Raw genomic sequence first — 18115 nt, forward strand, 5'->3', positions numbered from 1 at the left:
CATGGTCTTTCCGAGTAGTCCAAATGTCCGATCGCAGTGTTCGCCTTCAAGCTCTCAAGCACGCCCTCAAAGAGCGCATCCTGATTCTCGATGGTGGCATGGGCACAATGATCCAGAGCTACAAGCTCGAAGAGCAGGATTACCGCGGCAAACGCTTCGCCGACTGGCCAAGTGACGTCAAGGGTAACAACGACCTGTTGATCCTGACGCGCCCGGACGTGATTGGCGCCATCGAGAAAGCCTACCTGGATGCCGGCGCCGACATTCTGGAAACCAACACCTTCAACGCCACCCAAGTGTCCCAGGCAGACTACGGCATGCAGGGCCTGGCGTACGAGCTAAACGTAGAAGGCGCACGTCTGGCGCGCAAGGTGGCAGACGCCAAGACCCTGGAAACCCCGGACAAGCCGCGCTTCGTCGCCGGCGTGCTCGGCCCTACAAGTCGCACCTGCTCGCTGTCGCCTGATGTGAACAACCCCGGCTACCGCAACGTGACCTTCGATGAACTGGTGGAAAACTACACCGAGGCCACCAAAGGCCTGATCGAAGGCGGCGCCGACCTGATTCTGATCGAGACCATTTTCGACACCCTGAACGCCAAAGCGGCGATCTTCGCGGTGCAAGGTGTATACGAAGAACTCGGCGTCGAGTTGCCGATCATGATCTCCGGCACCATTACCGATGCCTCCGGCCGTACGCTCTCCGGCCAGACCACCGAAGCGTTCTGGAACTCCGTGGCCCACGCCAAGCCGATCTCGGTCGGCCTGAACTGCGCCCTCGGCGCCAGCGAGTTGCGTCCGTACCTGGAAGAGCTGTCGAACAAGGCCAGCACCCACGTTTCCGCGCACCCGAACGCCGGCCTGCCGAACGAATTCGGCGAGTACGACGAACTGCCGTCGGAAACCGCAAAAGTCATCGAAGAATTCGCCCAAAGCGGCTTCCTCAACATCGTCGGCGGTTGCTGCGGCACCACGCCGGGCCACATCGAAGCCATCGCCAATGCCGTGGCCGGTTATGCGCCGCGTGAAATTCCGGACATTCCAAAGGCCTGCCGCCTGTCGGGCCTGGAACCGTTCACCATCGATCGCAACTCGTTGTTCATCAACGTCGGCGAGCGGACCAACATCACCGGTTCCGCCAAGTTCGCCCGCCTGATCCGTGAAGACAACTACACCGAAGCCCTGGAAGTCGCCCTGCAGCAGGTCGAAGCCGGCGCCCAGGTGATCGACATCAACATGGACGAAGGGATGCTCGATTCGAAGAAGGCCATGGTGACCTTCCTCAACCTGATTGCCGGTGAGCCGGACATCTCCCGCGTACCGATCATGATCGACTCCTCCAAGTGGGAAGTGATCGAAGCCGGCCTCAAGTGCATCCAGGGCAAGGGCATCGTCAACTCGATCAGCATGAAGGAAGGCGTCGAGCAGTTCATTCATCACGCCAAACTGTGCAAGCGCTACGGTGCCGCCGTGGTGGTGATGGCCTTCGACGAAGCCGGCCAGGCCGACACCGAAGCACGCAAGAAAGAAATCTGCAAACGCTCCTACGACATTCTGGTCAACGAAGTCGGCTTCCCGCCGGAAGACATCATCTTCGACCCGAACATCTTCGCTATCGCCACCGGCATCGAAGAACACAACAACTACGCTGTGGACTTCATCAATGCCTGTGCCTACATCCGTGACGAACTGCCGTACGCGCTGACCTCTGGCGGTGTGTCCAACGTGTCGTTCTCGTTCCGTGGCAACAACCCGGTGCGCGAGGCGATTCACTCGGTGTTCCTGCTGTATGCGATCCGCAACGGCCTGACCATGGGTATCGTCAACGCCGGCCAGCTGGAGATCTACGACCAGATCCCGGCCGAACTGCGTGACGCCGTTGAAGACGTAGTGCTCAACCGCACCCCGGAAGGCACTGACGCCCTCCTCGCCATTGCCGACAAGTACAAGGGCGACGGCAGCGTCAAGGAAGCCGAGACCGAAGAATGGCGCGGCTGGCCCGTCAACAAGCGTCTGGAGCATGCGCTGGTCAAAGGCATCACCACGCATATCGTTGAAGACACCGAAGAATCCCGTCAATCGTTCGCTCGCCCGATCGAAGTGATCGAAGGCCCGCTGATGTCCGGCATGAACATCGTCGGCGACCTGTTCGGCGCTGGCAAAATGTTCCTGCCGCAGGTGGTGAAATCCGCCCGCGTGATGAAGCAGGCCGTGGCCCACTTGATCCCGTTCATCGAACTGGAAAAAGGCGACAAACCGGAAGCCAAGGGCAAAATCCTCATGGCCACGGTAAAAGGCGACGTGCACGACATCGGCAAGAACATCGTTGGCGTAGTGCTGGGTTGTAACGGCTACGACATCGTCGACCTTGGCGTGATGGTGCCGGCGGAGAAAATCCTGCAAGTGGCCAAGGAGCAGAAGTGCGACATCATCGGCCTGTCCGGCCTGATCACCCCATCGCTGGATGAAATGGTCCACGTGGCCCGCGAGATGCAGCGTCAGGACTTCCATCTGCCGCTGATGATCGGTGGCGCGACCACCTCGAAAGCGCACACGGCGGTGAAAATCGAGCCCAAATACAGCAACGACGCAGTGATCTACGTCACCGACGCTTCCCGCGCCGTGGGCGTGGCGACGCAGTTGCTGTCCAAGGAACTGAAGCCGGCGTTCATCGAGAAGACTCGCCTGGAATACATCGAAGTCCGCGAGCGCACCGCCAACCGCAGCGCCCGCACCGAGCGCCTGAGCTACCCGGCGGCCATCGCCAAGAAGCCGCAGTTTGACTGGAGCACTTACGAGCCGGTCAAACCGATGTTTACCGGTGCCAAGGTGCTGGACAACATCGACCTGAAAGTCCTGGCCGAATACATCGACTGGACGCCGTTTTTTATCTCCTGGGACCTGGCCGGCAAGTACCCGCGCATTCTGCAGGACGAAGTGGTCGGTGAAGCCGCCACCGCGCTGTTCGCCGATGCCCAGGAAATGCTCGCCAAGCTGATCGACGAGAAACTCATCAGCGCCCGTGCGGTGTTCGGCTTCTGGCCGGCCAACCAGGTGCGTGAGGATGACATTGAAGTCTATGGCGATGACGGCAAGCCGATTGCCAAGCTGCATCACCTGCGTCAGCAGATCATCAAGACCGACGGCAAACCGAACTTCTCCCTGGCCGACTTTGTTGCACCGAAGGACAGCGAAGTGACCGACTACGTGGGTGGTTTCATCACCACCGCCGGTATCGGTGCCGAAGAAGTGGCCAAGGCCTATCAGGATGCGGGTGACGATTACAACTCGATCATGGTCAAGGCCCTGGCCGACCGCTTGGCCGAGGCGTGCGCCGAGTGGCTGCACCAGCAGGTCCGTAAAGACTACTGGGGTTACGCCAAGGACGAGACACTCGACAACGAGGCGCTGATCAAAGAGCTATACACCGGTATCCGCCCTGCCCCGGGCTACCCGGCCTGCCCGGATCACACCGAGAAATCCACATTGTTCAAGTTGCTGGACCCTGAGGCCTCGGAAATGAAAGCCGGCCGCAGCGGCGTGTTCCTCACCGAGCACTACGCCATGTTCCCGGCGGCAGCGGTCAGCGGTTGGTACTTCGCTCACCCGCAAGCGCAGTATTTTGCCGTGGGCAAGATCGACAAGGATCAGGTGCAGAGCTACACCTCGCGCAAAGGTCAGGAGTTGAGCGTGACCGAGCGGTGGTTGGCGCCGAACCTGGGTTACGACAACTGATAGTGGTCCCGGGAGTCGACTGGTGCGACTCCCGGGGTTCATATAAAAGCTGCAGGTTGACGTTACAGCCCCACTAACGTCCGTTCTTTTTCAGACAATTCGCGCACCAACGTTCCTTGCTCGAAGAGAAGGTCTGCCTCTATCGCCTGCATGGCGGTTTTGTACTGCTCCTGCGCGCCTTCGCCGTAATTTGGATACGCCTCGTCTACCTCATGCTCTCTGCCTGCGAAACCCTCTCGCACCTGGGCGAACCGTTCAGGGTATTTGTCCTTCAAATAGTCGCTCCAGTACTTGCGGCCGACCAAATCATCAATAAATGCCGATGATTGTTCTGCCACGATCACTTCAGCATAGGCCGCATCCAGCATGGCAGGCGCAACGTTGCCGCTGTAGCGCATGCCTCTTGGTTGCCCCGGCAACTCAAGTCGCTCGGCAAGGCCGATACGATAGGCCAACCGTACTTCCGCCGGATCAGTTGAGCGGCGCTGTGCCTGTCGCTGGACAATGTCGCGGTTAGCGATTTCCTCGACTTTCCCAAGGCGAAACAGGTTCCTGCCAAGTCTGAACAAGACGTTGCCTTGTTGGCCCGGGGAAATTGACTTCGCGGTCTCAAATTCGAAAGCCTTAACTTCTATATCGCTGAACAACAGGATTTGACCATCAACACAGGTTGCGCCAGACCTCGCCATTTCGAATATCGTATCCCTCAGACCTGCGTCGCTATCGGCCACCCTCAGTACGTTATGGACCCGCCGCACAAGATCAGCACGTCCCGTCAGGAAGTCTGTCGTACCTTCCATTTTGGTCAGCAAATTGAAGAAGAACTGATTGTTTGGCGCTTGCTCAAAGTCATTCCATATCCGTATCAATTCCTCTGAGTCGGCTGCTGACGGAGCGATCCATCGCTCACGAGCGTCAGTACCTGTCACCTCATCCATATCCACTTCTACGTCACTTGCGATCGAGTCATCGCTATCGCTGTCGTTAACGCTGCTGCTGTCGCTAGTGCTATCAAACCGCTCCAGCGCCTCGTCAATCTCTCCAGGCCTCCATCCCACTATCTCCTCGTCCTCCCGCACCTGATTACGCAGCATTAGCAGGCTCGCGCCATCCAGAGTTTCGTTGCTGGCCAAATTCGTGCCCGCACGCAATACCCTGTGTTCATCGGCCATCAGGACCGGCGGAATGGACTCGATCATGTTGTCGCGCAAATCCAGAGCACTGAGCGAGGGGAGCTGAAGCGCTCCCTGCGGCCAGATGATCAGGCGATTGCCACTCAGATCGAGGGCCTGCAAACGGGTAAGAGGACTGATATCCAGCGACTCAAGCCAGTTTTCCGCCAGGTTCAATGACTCCAGGTTGCTCAATCCTGCAAGCTGACGTTGGAGCTGAGGCGCATCGGAAAAACGGTTATTGACTGCCGAAAGTCGCTTGAGGCTGTTCAGTGAGGTAACGGACTCTGGCAATGCACTCAATGCATTGGCATTCAGCGCCAGGGTATGGACATGAGTAAACGCATCAAGGAAATCGCTTAGCCCCTCTTCTCTCAGATACACGTTGTTCAAGTTCAACGCACCGACATGAGCGAAGTCGGCGGGTAGAGCCGGGAGATTGCCCAAGGGGTTATCGGACAGATCAAGGATATAACCTCCCGATGCGCTCTCCACGGCCTGCGCCCCGCGGAGGTTCTGCCTCCAGCACGCCATTATCCGGTCTGCCGCCTGACGGCGCTCGGTGGCTGCAATCCACACAGGAGGAGAGGATTCATCCACCTGCTGTGGCGGGGTTTCGATCCATGTGTTCAGGGTCTTCGTCAATGCCTGATGTTGTCTGTCCCATTTGGCCAATTGCTCATACAGGGGGCCAGCGCCGCCATGGCGTAACGTCAGTTCATCAATCATCTGTATCGCCTCGGCGCCTGGCAGATCCGGGTCAAGCCTTCGCAAGCGGGCTTGCGGGGTCAAAAGCGTCAGGTCATTGCCAGGGACAACAGGCAGCGGCAGTAACAAGTCCGGATTTTGTGCGACCAAAACCGGAAAGTACTCTGGCTTACCAATGGTAATGCCCGCCTGCAATCTGGCTCGGGGAATACCCATGGGTGTTTCGGAAGAAGTACTCGCCAGCAAATCGGTGCGGGCCTTGGCCGTCAATCGACAGCCAATCATATCGATCCTTAGAGCGTCGTGGCCGGTCAAGGCAGCCTCAGGAATCGTCGTGATCGCGCTGTTGTTCAACTCGAGCGTGCCGAGGCCGGACAAGTCCAACGCACCTTTTGGCCAGTCTTTAATGGCGGTATGACCCACACGCAGGGTCTTCAAGCGGGTCATGGCGCTGACATCCAGCGAATCGAGCCGGTTAAAGCGCAAGTCCAGGCTTTCAAGGGCAGACAACCGGTTCAAGCGTTGTTGCATACTCGGGGTAATTGTCAGGTGATTTCGGCTCAGCTCCAGATCAGTGAGTTTTCCGAGGTTGTCCAAAGCCGACGGAAGATCCTGCAGTTGATTGCCACACAGATCCAACTCGCGAATGTCGGTGAAGCCGCTCAAAAAACGACTGAAATCCTCGGATGAGGCCACCACACCCGACATTTTCAGGGTTTGCACATGGGCAAAATTCGTTGCTGACAGCGCTGGCAGTTCAGGCAGATCGCCCAGCGCCCAGCCGGACAAATCAAGAGTCGATGAAATGACTTGTCGCGGCATGACAGGCCATGGCCGCACCGTTGAAGGTCCGGCCTGAGGTTGCGAAGACTGCGCCTCCTCCGTACCGCCATAGCGTTTACGCAGACCATCACGCCAGCACTCACGGATTCGCCGGGCAACGGATTCTCGTTCCCGAATGTTGACTTGCCGGCCATTGGCTCTTGCTGTTCGCTGCTGCCACGCCTCCAGTTGCTGTCGCAATGCCTGTCCATCCTGGCGCAGTGCATTGGTCCGTGCCAGCAACGCCCGCCCTGCCAACCCCTCAGCCTTCATTCGCCCAAGGGCAATCTTCGAAAGCTCGTCGCTTGTCTCCAGGGCGTTGTATAGCGTGCCTTGGCAATAACGATCCAGCATCTGCCCGGTATCCAGCAAATGCGCAGGATTGTCGTGCACATACTCGTATGCCTTCGAGAAGTCCTCAGTGCTCAGCCTGGCCCAGTTGAGTTTCATGCCAGGCCACAGTGATTCATGACCGGATAGCCATTCAGGGGGAAGTGTCTTGACGCTTGAGTGAGCGAGATCCAGCGACCTGAGCTGCGGCAATTGCAGAGCGCCCTTCGGCCAGGCCTCTGTCGTTCCGTACACACTCAACGAATGCAGTTGAGTCAGGCGACTGACATCCAGCTCGCCCGCCATGCCAATCACGTCCAATCGTTGCAGTTGTGGCATGGCGTCTATCAGCGACTGGGCAGCTTCGGTGAATTCCGGACCCAGCGGCCCTACCATTTCCAGCTCACGAATACTCGGCAGTGCGTTTAGCCTCTCGGCCAGTTGAACCCTGTCGACGCCACCCTGGATCCTCAACCTTAGCGACCGGGCGTTGGGGAACTGGCGCACAAAGGCTTCCGGTGTCTGACTCAATACTCCACCAACGCTCATATTCAGATGTCTTACGTGAGGAAAGTTGCCGGCCAGTTCCGGCAAGCTGTCTGCAGCGCCCACGTCCAGATAAACACTGGCATCGCCATCGTAAATACCCCTCTGCTGCCAGACGTCTCTAATGTTTCGTGCGACTTGATAGCGAACAGTATTCCAGTCGTCGCTGTGTGCCCATTGTTCGAGCTGCGCCGTCAGTGCCTCGTATTCCCGGCCCCGCATGTTCAATAAATTGGCGATCTGCGTTTCGGTCATGCCATCCAGCGCAAGCTGGATGACCATCGATTCCGCCAACTCATCGGAGAAGTTCGGATAGACATCCCGCAACCTGGAGACCAACGAGGGATTCACCGTTGCTCCGGCACCCCGCCCGCTCAATGGGTAGCCGACCCTGCCGTCGGCCAGTCGCACCGGCGGACGGAATCGTGGCGTGGCGGCGTTGGGCACGAGGGTTTCCATCATCTGATCACGGTGGCCCATGGCATAGATGCTCAATGTCTTTTGTAACTTGGCACCCTGCGCCACATTGGGCATGCCCAACTGTATGCGGACGTCGTCCGGCAACGCATGCATGACCGAAGAGAAAAAGTTGTCGCCTTCTTTCGGCACGCTGTTCAACGCGTTTTGTTGCTGGTCGAAGGCCTGGAACTGGTTGGCTTGATGATGTTGATAGCCGTCCTTGACCAGGTATTTGACTTGCTCGGCCGTCTCGCTACCGATGCTGTCGAGCAGTTTTCCACCGCAATCGCCCTGACGAACTTCCAGTCGCAGGTTTTTCGGCCAGTCGGGGAGTTTTTCCAGGCTGTGCAGTGCCAGGCGCTGGCTGTCGGATGACGCCATGCTCTCCAGTTGCAATCCGGCCAGGGCCTTGTTCAGCCGAGTCACCCGGGCGCGCGCACGCCCCTTAAGCAACAGACTGGTGGGGAGTCGGCCGGTTTGTTTGATGTACAGCCGCTCCTTGGCTGTGGCATTGGTCAGTACTTCTTGCGCCGCGTCCGTCGATAGACTGGGGGAAGTACGCTGCAGCGCCTGAATTTCACGCGTTGTTGCCTTGGAGTCCTGGCTGAGTTTGTCGAACAATGAAGTTTTGTTGCCCGAAAGCTGGTCGCCAAGCTGTTGTCGGAAAACCGTTTCACGCTCTGCCTCGACCCGCGCACCGTCACCCCCCAGCAAACGAACGATTTCTTCCTCATCCAGTGCCGCAAGCACTCGTTCGGGCAATTTCCCGGCAGACACATCCTCACGGGAAATCCTGATGCTCGGTTTCATGGGTGTCGACGCCTCACCGTAGCGGGACGAAGCACCGCTCAGGCTTGCATTGTCGAACACGTCGATCACCCGCCCCTGCGGCCAACGCGGCATATTGATCACGTGCGGCAAGACGTCGTTGTAGCGGCTGTCCGGCACTGGCTGATCGAGACGAATCTGTTCAATCATTTCATTGAGCTGACGGTCGATCTGAAACTGCCGCAACGTGTCGGATAACGCTGATGGCAAGCGCAGGTTATCCGTATGGATCTTGCGCAGCACGTCGTCGTTAACGCCGCTGATATCGGCAATTTTCTCCAGCGTCGCCGCGTCAATACCGTCAGTGACCGGGCCAAGACGTCGTAACAAGGTGGCACGATCCCACTCCAGCGGGCGCTCGAAACGATGGCGCCACGCGCCCTCACCGTTGTGTTCAAGAACGGGGGAGTAAGCGTCCGGAGCCGTCGGGTGTTTGAGACGCCATTTGTTCAACCTGGGGTCGAAGGTTTTTTCGTAGACGTTACCGTCGAGCCTGATATAGGTCTTGCCGTCCACTTCATACTGCCCAAGCTTGTTGGGCTTGAGCCCCGCCGGCAAGACCCTGTCGCTCAGGTAGGGCGTCAAGCCAGGCCGCCACAACTGTTCGCTGCCAAACGGCAATTTGACCTTGACCAGGCCATCGACGATGGGTGTGGACAGCACTTTCGGCGCTTTACTGGCAACCGCGCCTACAGCCGCCATGAATGCCACGTTCACGGCCACCGACTTCAAATAACTCCAGGCCTGATCCGTGTCCCCGATACTCCAGGCTTCAACCCCGTGATAAATGTCTGTGGTCAGTTGCACCGCCATCACGGCCATCATTACCTCGCCCAGGCCAGGCACAAAAAATGCGGCCACGTTGAGTATGTTCAGCCCCCACTCGGCATAGCGGGCGAGTCGTTCATACCAGGCGTCATGATCGACCTTGGCCGCCGGCACCGCCAGTTGCTCGGCAGTCTCCTTGAGGCGCGTCTGGTGCCGCGTGTACAGCTCGCCGAACAGCTCCGTGTCAAAAAACTCTTCACTGATATCAAGAGCCGGCTCATCCCGGTAAACATTTTCGTAGACGCCGTCTATGTGCCCCAAGAGGGTCTGTTTACGGTAAGGGAAATCCGGGTTCCATTTGAGTGTTTGCAGAGAAGTCTTGATCTTGCCGAGGAACTTGCCCGCATCACCGTGGGGGATGAGCCTGAGGAAAGAGCGCTGGTAATTCACATCGCGCAGCCTGTAGCTCAGGTCATTTTCAAAGGACTTGAGCGAGGCATATTCCATGACCGGCGCCACCGGATCACCCGGAATACAGACGATGATCCGCGAGTCCTGGTAACCCAGTACGTCAAACAGGTTTACACCGGGATTGGTCCAGCTGAAGTTGACCTTTTTAGCTTTGCGCCGGCTTGCGCCAATGACAAACAGCTCACTGACAGGCGACCCCAGCACATGCAACTGACTGAAAGTGACGCGTTCACCGTCCAGTGTTGGCGATTTGTCGCCGTTGAGCACGGCCAGCAATGTGCTGTAGGCCGATGGCGTGATCAGCGATTTGAGGTGGGCGATATGGGCATGCACCCGCAGACTGTCCTTCCACGCGCCGACGGTTTGGGTGCGCACGGTGGCGGCCCTGTCCGCGGCGTCAAACATCGCCGTCAGGTGTTCCTGATACTGCTTGCCGATATCCAGTTCACGGCATAGCGAGGCGAAATCGGCGGGCTTTATCGGTAGCTTCTTGATCCTGTAGCGCGTTGAAGGGCCCTTTTCCGGATAGTCCCAACCGTAAGGTCCTCCTTGAGTTTCCAGATAGGCAGCCCGTTTACCTCGCTCAGCAATGACGTCACGCTCACCAAACACCTGGTCTTCTTCAAAATTGCGCAGTGCCAGTTGCAGCAGTGTCTGGTGAGTGATGAGCGAGCCTGCAAAGGGCTCGTAGAGCCAGGTCTGCGCAACATCAACTTTCAACCCGAACTTTTTTTGCAACGCCGCTTCGAGCAACGGTTGCGCGAAATCGGTGACTCCTTTGAGCCCGGCGAGTGTTTTTGCCAGGGTTTCGTTGGCGGTTCGACTGCGCTTCTGGTCGTCCCGTACAGTTTGTCGTTGGTCGCTGGAGGCCTTCTGAAACCAGTCCGGCATGGCATTTTCGGCCAGGCCTCCTGGTGTTCTCGCCCGATCCAGAGCCCGGAAGTTTGCCGGGGTCAGGTGGCGTATCCGATCGTGCAGCTTTTTTTTGATGAAATGATTGTGAAGGCCCTTTTCCTGGACCGATGGGATTCCACTCATGTGGCAATACCTGATGCTGTCAAATGAAGCACCAGTCAATCAGCAGGTTTGACGTCCAGGGCGGTACATATTTATACCGGGTGGCGCCGGGGGCGATCTTCTTTCCGTAGGTTGTCTATGCTTGTCTTACTCAAACGGGAGACGAGGGGTTTATGGACGATCCAGCCGACAAAAAGCCGCCCACTTTCTGGCAGATGCTGCACAGCGTCATGGCGGCGGCGTTCGGGGTGCAGAGCGGGAAGAACCGGGCGCGGGACTTCACTCACGGCAAGCCCAGTCATTTCGTGATTCTGGGGATTTTGTTCACCGCGGTGTTCGCATTGACGCTGTACGGCATCGTGCAACTGGTGGTGCATCTGGCCGGGGTTTAGCGCATCAAGGTTTGCAGACTGAACGGATAGCGATACGACGTCGGCCGGCCCTTGGCTGAAAGACGGCGGAAGTTCACACCGTAATCCGGTGATTCCCCCATGGCCAGCAATCGCCGGGCCTGTGCCTTGTCGATCAATTGCAGCAACGGGATTCTCCGGTCTCGGCCGCCGTAATGGCTGAGATCCACGCCTTGCTCAAGATCATGCAGCTCCACCAGCGCCCAACCGCCCAACGTGAAGTGCCCGCCCAACAGCACGCTAATGCGTCCGTCGACCGTCGCCTGTAACGCCGCCGGCGAGGTGTTGACCGCACTGAACAATGCATCCTTGCCGGGTAGCCCACCCGTCTCCGAAAACGCCTGCATGGCGCCAAACGCCATTTCGTCATTGGCTGACCACACCAGCGAGACCTTCGGGTAACGCCGGAACAGCAGTTTGGCCTGTTCATAGGCCCGTTCCCGGGTCCAGCCGCTATAAACCAGTTGGCGCAAGCGTACTTCAGGGTGCTCGGCCAAGGCCCGCATCATGCCTTGCTCGCGCAGTTGCGCCGAAGGGGTGATCTTCAGGCCGGAAAACGCCAGCAACTCGATGACCTGACCGGGCGCCGCGGGCGGATGCTGGCGAATCAGTTCCTTGAGCATCAGGTAGCCGCCCTCCTCGTCGTTAGGCACCAGACTGCCCAAGCGCTCAGGGCGCTCGCCCAACAGACTCATTTGGTTGGCCGTCAGGGACGCGTTGACCATGAACAGCTTTACCCCGCTGCCCTGGGCCAGACGAATGATCTGCGGGGCGACGTACTGTTCGTTGGCGAACACCAGATAGTCCGGACGATCAGGGCCTTGCAGCGCCTGACGCGCTTGCGCCAACGTGAGCTCCGGCATGCGTCGGGAATAGAGAATCTGCAGATCAATGCCCAGATCTGTGGCTGCCGCCTGCATGAATTGCGAATAGCTGATCCAGAAGGCTTCGTCAGTCTTTCCGGGGCTCAGGAACAATACCGATTCCGCGCGCGAAACGGGGCCGTAAACCGCGCCGCACATCAGCAGGAATGAGTAGAAAAACTTCAACATTGATCGTCCGAGCCCCCCCGGCAATTCGCCGCGCATTATAGCCAGCGAAGTCCCGGAAAACGGCGTTTATTCCGGTTATTGTCCGACAATCGTCGGAATCGGGCCCGGACGGGGTCGGTTATTGATGGCTGACCCAAAATACCGCTGTGCCCACGACCAGGATGATCAGGAACAGAATGGCCCAAGCATCGACCGTGCTATCGGGTTTTGACGTTTTGGTAGGGTTGCTCATTGCATCGCCTCTTGTCGGTTTTATCGGTGATTGCATAAAGACTCGAGCACAGTTAAGACGATGATTGCCCGCACCACAAATGTGGGTTTTGCCTCATTGGCCTTCATTAGTCGTTTTGGTTCTTTACATATACTCAAACATCACTTTTGCGCATAACTGCAAACTGGTATCTTGCCCCGGCTCCGTTGGGAGTGCGCGGCCGTGCGCGCAGAATTGCCGAGGCAGTATCGAGACTTCAGCAAGCCAAAAACGCAGCTGGATCCGACCGGCCCAAGCCTGAGAACAGGACTTATATGTACGTATACGACGAGTACGATCAGCGGATCATCGAGGACCGCGTCAAGCAGTTCCGTGATCAGACCCGACGCTATCTGGCAGGCGAGCTGAGCGAAGAAGAATTCCGCCCTCTGCGCCTGCAAAATGGCCTTTACATCCAGCGCTTCGCGCCGATGTTGCGGGTGGCGGTGCCTTACGGCCAACTGACTTCGCGCCAGACGCGAATGATGGCCAAGATTGCCCGTGACTACGACAAGGGCTATGCCCACATCAGCACCCGGCAGAACGTACAGTTCAACTGGCCGGCGCTGGAAGACATCCCGGACATCCTTGCCGAACTGGCGACCGTGCAAATGCACGCGATCCAGACCAGCGGCAACTGCTTGCGCAACGTCACCACCGACCAGTTCGCCGGTGTCGCTGCCGACGAGCTGATCGATCCGCGCCCGTGGTGCGAGATCGTCCGCCAATGGACCACGTTCCACCCTGAATTCGCTTACTTGCCGCGCAAGTTCAAGATCGCCATCAACGGTTCGACTTCCGACCGTGCGGCCATCGAAGTCCATGACATCGGCCTTGAGCCGGTGCACAACGCCGCTGGCGAGCTGGGCTTCCGTGTGCTGGTGGGTGGCGGTCTCGGCCGTACCCCTGTGGTGGGCGCGTTCATCAATGAATTCCTGCCGTGGCAAGACCTGTTGAGCTACCTCGACGCCATCTTGCGGGTGTACAACCGCTACGGTCGTCGCGACAACAAGTACAAGGCGCGGATCAAGATTCTGGTCAAGGCCCTGACACCGGAAGTCTTCGCACAAAAAGTCGACGCAGAGATGGAACACCTTCGCGGTGGCGAGACCACGCTGACTGAAGCCGAAGTGCATCGTGTGGCCAAACACTTCGTTGATCCGGAGTACAAGGCTCTGGACAACCAGACCCTGGCATTGGCCGAATTCGACAAAGAACACCCGGGCTTCGCGCGCTGGCGCAGCCGCAATACCCTGGCCCACAAAAAGCCGGGTTATGTGGCCGTGACCCTGTCCCTGAAGCCGACCGGTGTTGCACCGGGCGACATCACCGACAAGCAGCTCGATGCCGTTGCCGACCTGGCCGATCGTTACAGCTTCGGTCAACTGCGCACCTCCCACGAGCAGAACATCATTCTGGCCGACGTTGAGCAGTCCCAACTGTTCGCGATGTGGGGCGAGTTGCGCGAGCAAGGTTTCGCCACGCCGAACATCGGCTTGCTGACCGACATCATCTGCTGCCCGGGCGGCGACTTCTGCTCCCTGGCCAACGCCAAGTCGATCCCGATCGCCGAATCGATCCAGCGTCGTTTCGAAGACCTGGACTACCTGTTCGACATCGGCGAACTGGACCTGAACATCTCCGGCTGCATGAACGCCTGTGGTCACCACCACGTCGGCCACATCGGCATCCTCGGGGTGGACAAGAAAGGCGAAGAGTTCTACCAGGTTTCCCTGGGTGGCAGCGGAAGTCGCGACGCCAGCCTCGGTAAAATTCTCGGCCCGTCCTTCGCCCAGGAAGCCATGCCTGATGTAATTGAAAAGCTGATCGACGTGTACATCGAACAACGTACCGAAGACGAGCGTTTCATCGACACCTATCAGCGTATTGGCATCGACCTCTTCAAGGAGCGCGTCTATGCAGCGAATAATTAAGAACAACGAAGTCGTCGACGAAACCTGGCACTTGCTGCCCAAGGACTTCAACATCGACGAGATCAGCAACTGCGACGACTACATCGTCCCGTTGCAGCTGTGGCGCGAACACAGCCGTATGCTCAAGGCCCGCGATGGCGGCCTGGGCGTGTGGCTGGATGCCGATGAAGAAGCCGAAGAGATTGGTGACGACGTGGAAAATTTCCAGGTGATCGCCCTGAATTTCCCGGCCTTCACCGACGGCCGCAACTACTCCAACGCCCGCCTGCTGCGTGACCGTTACGGTTTCAAAGGCGAATTGCGGGCGATTGGCGATATACTGCGCGACCAGCTGTTCTACCTGCACCGCTGCGGTTTCGACGCCTTTGCGATCCGCGCCGATAAAGACCCGTACGAAGCCCTGGAAGGTCTCAAGGACTTCTCGGTGACCTATCAGGCTGCTACCGACGAACCGCTGCCGCTGTTCCGTCGCCGCTAAGTACGCGTAAACAAAAAGCCCTGAATCGGAAATCCGGTTCAGGGCTTTTTTGTGTCCGGCGTAAACGATTACGCGAGGGTGCTTACCAGAAGCGTTGCTGGGTCAACCGGCTCCACCAGCTCAGCAGCACACGATCGACCGAGCCGCTGGCCGCCATGCCGATGCGCTCCTGCAGGCTTTTGCGTTCGGCGTAGTGCAAGTGGTACAGCTCGGACTTCTTGGCGCGCTCGGCGAGGTATTCATCGCTGGTCTTGAGTTCGTCCACCAGTTGCTTGTCCAGCGCCGCAACGCCGAGCCAGATTTCACCGGTGGCCACTTCGTCGATGGCCAGTTGCGGGCGATAGCGGGAAACGAAGTTCTTGAACAACTGGTGAGTGATGTCCAGGTCTTCCTGGAACTTCTCGCGGCCCTTCTCGGTGTTTTCGCCAAACACCGTCAGGGTGCGCTTGTATTCGCCTGCGGTCAGCACTTCGAAGTCGATGTCGTGCTTTTTCAGCAGGCGGTTGACGTTAGGCAACTGCGCCACGACGCCGATCGAGCCGAGGATCGCGAATGGCGCGCTGATGATCTTCTCGCCGATGCACGCCATCATGTAGCCGCCGCTGGCCGCGACCTTGTCGATGCACACGGTCAACGGCACACCGGCATCACGAATACGCGCCAGTTGCGAGGACGCCAGGCCGTAGCTGTGAACCATGCCACCGCCGCTTTCCAGACGCAGCACTACTTCATCCTTGGGCGTGGCGAGGGTCAGCAGCGCGGTGATTTCATGGCGCAGGCTTTCAGTCGCCGATGCCTTGATGTCGCCATCGAAATCCAGCACGAACACCCGTGGCTTGGCCTCGGTTTTCTTCTTTTGCTTTTTCTCGGTTTTAGCTTCGACCTTGCGCAAGGCCTTGAGCTGGTCCTTGTCGAGCAAAGTTTGCTCCAGGCGTTCGCGCAGCCCTTTGTAGAAATCATTGAGTTTGCTGACTTGCAACTGGCCGGTCGACTTGCGTCGACCTTTACTGCGCAACGCCGCGAAACTGGCCAGGACCACCAGGATGGCGATCACCAGTGTCACGGTTTTAGCCAGAAAAACTGCGTACTCGGCAAAAAACTCCACAGGGGAACCTCGAAGGCTTGAAAGCCCCATTCTACGGGCATTGTTCGGTGAGTGTCTAACATCGTTCTAACGCTGCTCTAACACTTTGATCCACCTGAGAGCTACCGCCAGCGGCTTTGAATGATCGACCTACAGTGGCGCACATGAACGCGATAAGGACCCCATGCGAGCGCCTATGCGGACCTGCGCGAGGGCACACGGGGGAACCTTGGTGAGTAGAAGCAATGAGGTGGTCTTTCAGATTTTTCTGTCAGATTCTCATCAGGGGCCCTTGAGGCGCCCGTATAGCCAGAAGGCCACATGAACAGCCACGCAGACCCAGTAGGCAGCGTGAAGCATGTCCATAAGGTTCTCCTTGAACATGCAATAGGGCTGATGGCGTTTCAGTCTATATTGTGTCTCAGCCGCACCGTGCGACTTCGATAATGGATAGGGTAGCCATGGAAAATTTTGAGATATCGCAAAGGGATGCAGGAATGCACATTGAGGGCTTCCCTGACGCTGTCAAAGTGGTTCGTATAGACAACCCTGATGCCGTTCGCGTATCAGACTTGGCTCTTCATAAGAAAGACTTGGAGTTCGCCGACAGTTGCTTGGAAGCAATAAACATAGTGCCCGAGGAACCGAATGTACTCCGTGAAGCTCTCTGGCGATCCGCAATTATTCATTTTCTAAAATGCTTTGGTAATTCGAAGGCGCGATTCCGACTGACGACTGATGAAGTGCTACGAGGGGAGCCATCAGAGGCCATGGAAGCCTTCAAATACTTCAAGTCTCTGCGTGATAAGCACCTTGTACATGATGAAAATTCCTATGCCCAAAGCATTCCCGGAGCAGTTTTAAATAATGGGTGTAAGGACTACAAGATTGAAAAGATCGTGTGTTTCTCAGCTGCTTCGGTAACCTTGGAACAAGGGAGCTACGGTAACCTTAAGCTGCTTATTGGGCGGGCGCTCTTATGGGTCATTCAAGAGTTTGACCAACTATGTGAGAGCCTCACTGAGGAGCTTGAAAAAGAGACATATGCAGAGTTGATGGCGAGAGCGGATATGACTTACAAGGTTCCAACACTCGATGAACTACACAAGAATCGGCGTTAGGGGTAGAGGCCCATTGCGGGCCCCTTCGGAACAGTAAGGATCAAGCATTCAGCTTGATGTTAGAGATCATCGGGAAGGCCACAGCCTCGGTCTGGAGACCATCAGCGGTCAGCTTCACACGGACCTTGCCATTAGCCACGATGTCCACGACAGCCATGATCTCGATGTCCCAGCACTGGTGGGCACCGTTGCGGGTCGCTTCGATCTTCCACACGTCACCGTTGCGACCTTCGCGATAGCTCAGCGAGGTGAACAGCTTTGGCAGCAGGAACAGACCGTAGTCAGTACCGGCATATGGCTGCACAAAGGTGCCAATCAGGGCTTCAATGTCCGCTACGCCAGCTCGTTGAGCAGCACGCTCCAGAACGGCCACCAGAGACACAGGCAACAGGACCACGAAGTCACCCAGCGAGGTGCCCACAGTCTGGTTGATATGCAGCGTCAAGATGTCGATGAGTTCCTCAGCGATCTCTACAGGCTTGCCGGTTGGCTTGGTCGTAGAGGCGCTTTCGGTGCTTGGAGCGGTAGCCAGAATGCCAGCAATCTTGCCAGCGGCAGTTAACTCGATGTCCCGCAACAGCTTCTCAGCGGTCTGGTTCATGGAGCCCTCGGTGAAGCCTGCCAACAAGGTGTGTGAACGAGCCCCATGAAAGACAGGACACCGTTTCCCCCTTACGATAAGGGATAGGCAAACGGTTATGTTTATGACTAACAGCAACGATAAGAGTGGGGAGCTTTTGGGCCAGGAGCGACGGCGCCGCTGGAGCCCAGAGCAAAAACTGGCCATGGTTCGCGAGAGTCTTGAGCCAGGGCAAAGCGTTTCGGTGGTGGCTCGGCGCAACGGCATCAATGCCAACCAGCTGTTCCTGTGGCGCAAGCTGTACCAGGACGGCAGCCTGTCGGCGGTCAGTGCTGGCGAAGCCGTGGTGCC

The 18115-nt window shown here is 57.7% G+C and carries 10 protein-coding genes; 6 read left to right on the forward strand and 4 right to left on the reverse strand.

From position 1 onward, the window contains the following. Nucleotides 1–23 precede the first annotated feature (23 nt). Complete coding sequence (metH, locus tag EAH74_RS27555) at nucleotides 24–3734, forward strand: methionine synthase (RefSeq protein WP_140682674.1); 3711 nt, start codon at nucleotides 24–26, stop codon at nucleotides 3732–3734. Nucleotides 3735–3796: 62 nt separating this feature from the next. On the opposite strand, the gene EAH74_RS27560 is transcribed toward metH, so the two are convergent. Beyond that, complete coding sequence (locus tag EAH74_RS27560) at nucleotides 3797–10876, reverse strand: NEL-type E3 ubiquitin ligase domain-containing protein (protein ID WP_140682677.1); 7080 nt, start codon at nucleotides 10874–10876, stop codon at nucleotides 3797–3799. Nucleotides 10877–11028: 152 nt separating this feature from the next. On the opposite strand from EAH74_RS27560, the gene EAH74_RS27565 reads away from it, so the two are divergent. After that, nucleotides 11029–11247, forward strand: coding sequence for a DUF2970 domain-containing protein (locus EAH74_RS27565; protein ID WP_140682680.1), 219 nt, complete (start codon nucleotides 11029–11031; stop codon nucleotides 11245–11247). Here EAH74_RS27565 and EAH74_RS27570 read toward each other — a convergent pair. Continuing rightward, complete coding sequence (locus EAH74_RS27570; RefSeq protein ID WP_140682683.1) at nucleotides 11244–12317, reverse strand: ABC transporter substrate-binding protein; 1074 nt, start codon at nucleotides 12315–12317, stop codon at nucleotides 11244–11246. The two genes, EAH74_RS27565 and EAH74_RS27570, sit on opposite strands and share 4 nt — an antisense overlap. 525 nt (nucleotides 12318–12842) lie before the next feature. Here EAH74_RS27570 and EAH74_RS27575 point away from each other — a divergent pair. Further along, on the forward strand, nucleotides 12843–14501 hold the full coding sequence (locus EAH74_RS27575; RefSeq protein ID WP_140682686.1) for a nitrite/sulfite reductase: 1659 nt from the start codon (nucleotides 12843–12845) through the stop codon (nucleotides 14499–14501). Then, on the forward strand, nucleotides 14485–14979 hold the full coding sequence (locus tag EAH74_RS27580; RefSeq protein ID WP_140682689.1) for a DUF934 domain-containing protein: 495 nt from the start codon (nucleotides 14485–14487) through the stop codon (nucleotides 14977–14979). The genes EAH74_RS27575 and EAH74_RS27580 overlap by 17 nt, the downstream gene beginning before the upstream one ends. An 82-nt stretch (nucleotides 14980–15061) precedes the next feature. Here the strand turns inward: EAH74_RS27580 and sohB are convergent, their stop codons facing one another. Further along, complete coding sequence (sohB, locus tag EAH74_RS27585; protein WP_140682692.1) at nucleotides 15062–16084, reverse strand: protease SohB; 1023 nt, start codon at nucleotides 16082–16084, stop codon at nucleotides 15062–15064. A 440-nt stretch (nucleotides 16085–16524) separates the two neighbouring features. Between sohB and EAH74_RS27590 the strand changes: the two genes are divergently transcribed. Beyond that, nucleotides 16525–17184, forward strand: coding sequence for a hypothetical protein (locus tag EAH74_RS27590; protein WP_140682695.1), 660 nt, complete (start codon nucleotides 16525–16527; stop codon nucleotides 17182–17184). Between the two features lie 40 nt (nucleotides 17185–17224). On the opposite strand, the gene EAH74_RS27595 is transcribed toward EAH74_RS27590, so the two are convergent. Beyond that, on the reverse strand, nucleotides 17225–17785 hold the full coding sequence (locus tag EAH74_RS27595; protein ID WP_240050570.1) for a hypothetical protein: 561 nt from the start codon (nucleotides 17783–17785) through the stop codon (nucleotides 17225–17227). Between the two features lie 103 nt (nucleotides 17786–17888). On the opposite strand from EAH74_RS27595, the gene EAH74_RS27600 reads away from it, so the two are divergent. Then, nucleotides 17889–18115, forward strand: a 227-nt coding sequence (locus tag EAH74_RS27600) for a transposase (protein ID WP_140677966.1), incomplete at its 3' end; no start/stop codon positions are given.

The organism is Pseudomonas mandelii (assembly GCF_006438925.1).
GTDB lineage: Bacteria > Pseudomonadota > Gammaproteobacteria > Pseudomonadales > Pseudomonadaceae > Aquipseudomonas > Aquipseudomonas mandelii_C.

Bases quoted from the DNA above. Each gene is read 5' to 3' on its own strand.
- EAH74_RS27595 (WP_240050570.1), bottom strand. From the start codon at position 17,785: ATGAACCAGACCGCTGAGAAGCTGTTGCGGGACATCGAGTTAACTGCC.
- EAH74_RS27580 (WP_140682689.1), top strand. From the start codon at position 14,485: ATGCAGCGAATAATTAAGAACAACGAAGTCGTCGACGAAACCTGGCAC.
- EAH74_RS27590 (WP_140682695.1), top strand. From the start codon at position 16,525: ATGGAAAATTTTGAGATATCGCAAAGGGATGCAGGAATGCACATTGAG.
- EAH74_RS27570 (WP_140682683.1), bottom strand. From the start codon at position 12,317: ATGTTGAAGTTTTTCTACTCATTCCTGCTGATGTGCGGCGCGGTTTAC.
- EAH74_RS27575 (WP_140682686.1), top strand. From the start codon at position 12,843: ATGTACGTATACGACGAGTACGATCAGCGGATCATCGAGGACCGCGTC.
- EAH74_RS27560 (WP_140682677.1), bottom strand. From the start codon at position 10,876: ATGAGTGGAATCCCATCGGTCCAGGAAAAGGGCCTTCACAATCATTTC.
- metH (WP_140682674.1), top strand. From the start codon at position 24: ATGTCCGATCGCAGTGTTCGCCTTCAAGCTCTCAAGCACGCCCTCAAA.
- EAH74_RS27565 (WP_140682680.1), top strand. From the start codon at position 11,029: ATGGACGATCCAGCCGACAAAAAGCCGCCCACTTTCTGGCAGATGCTG.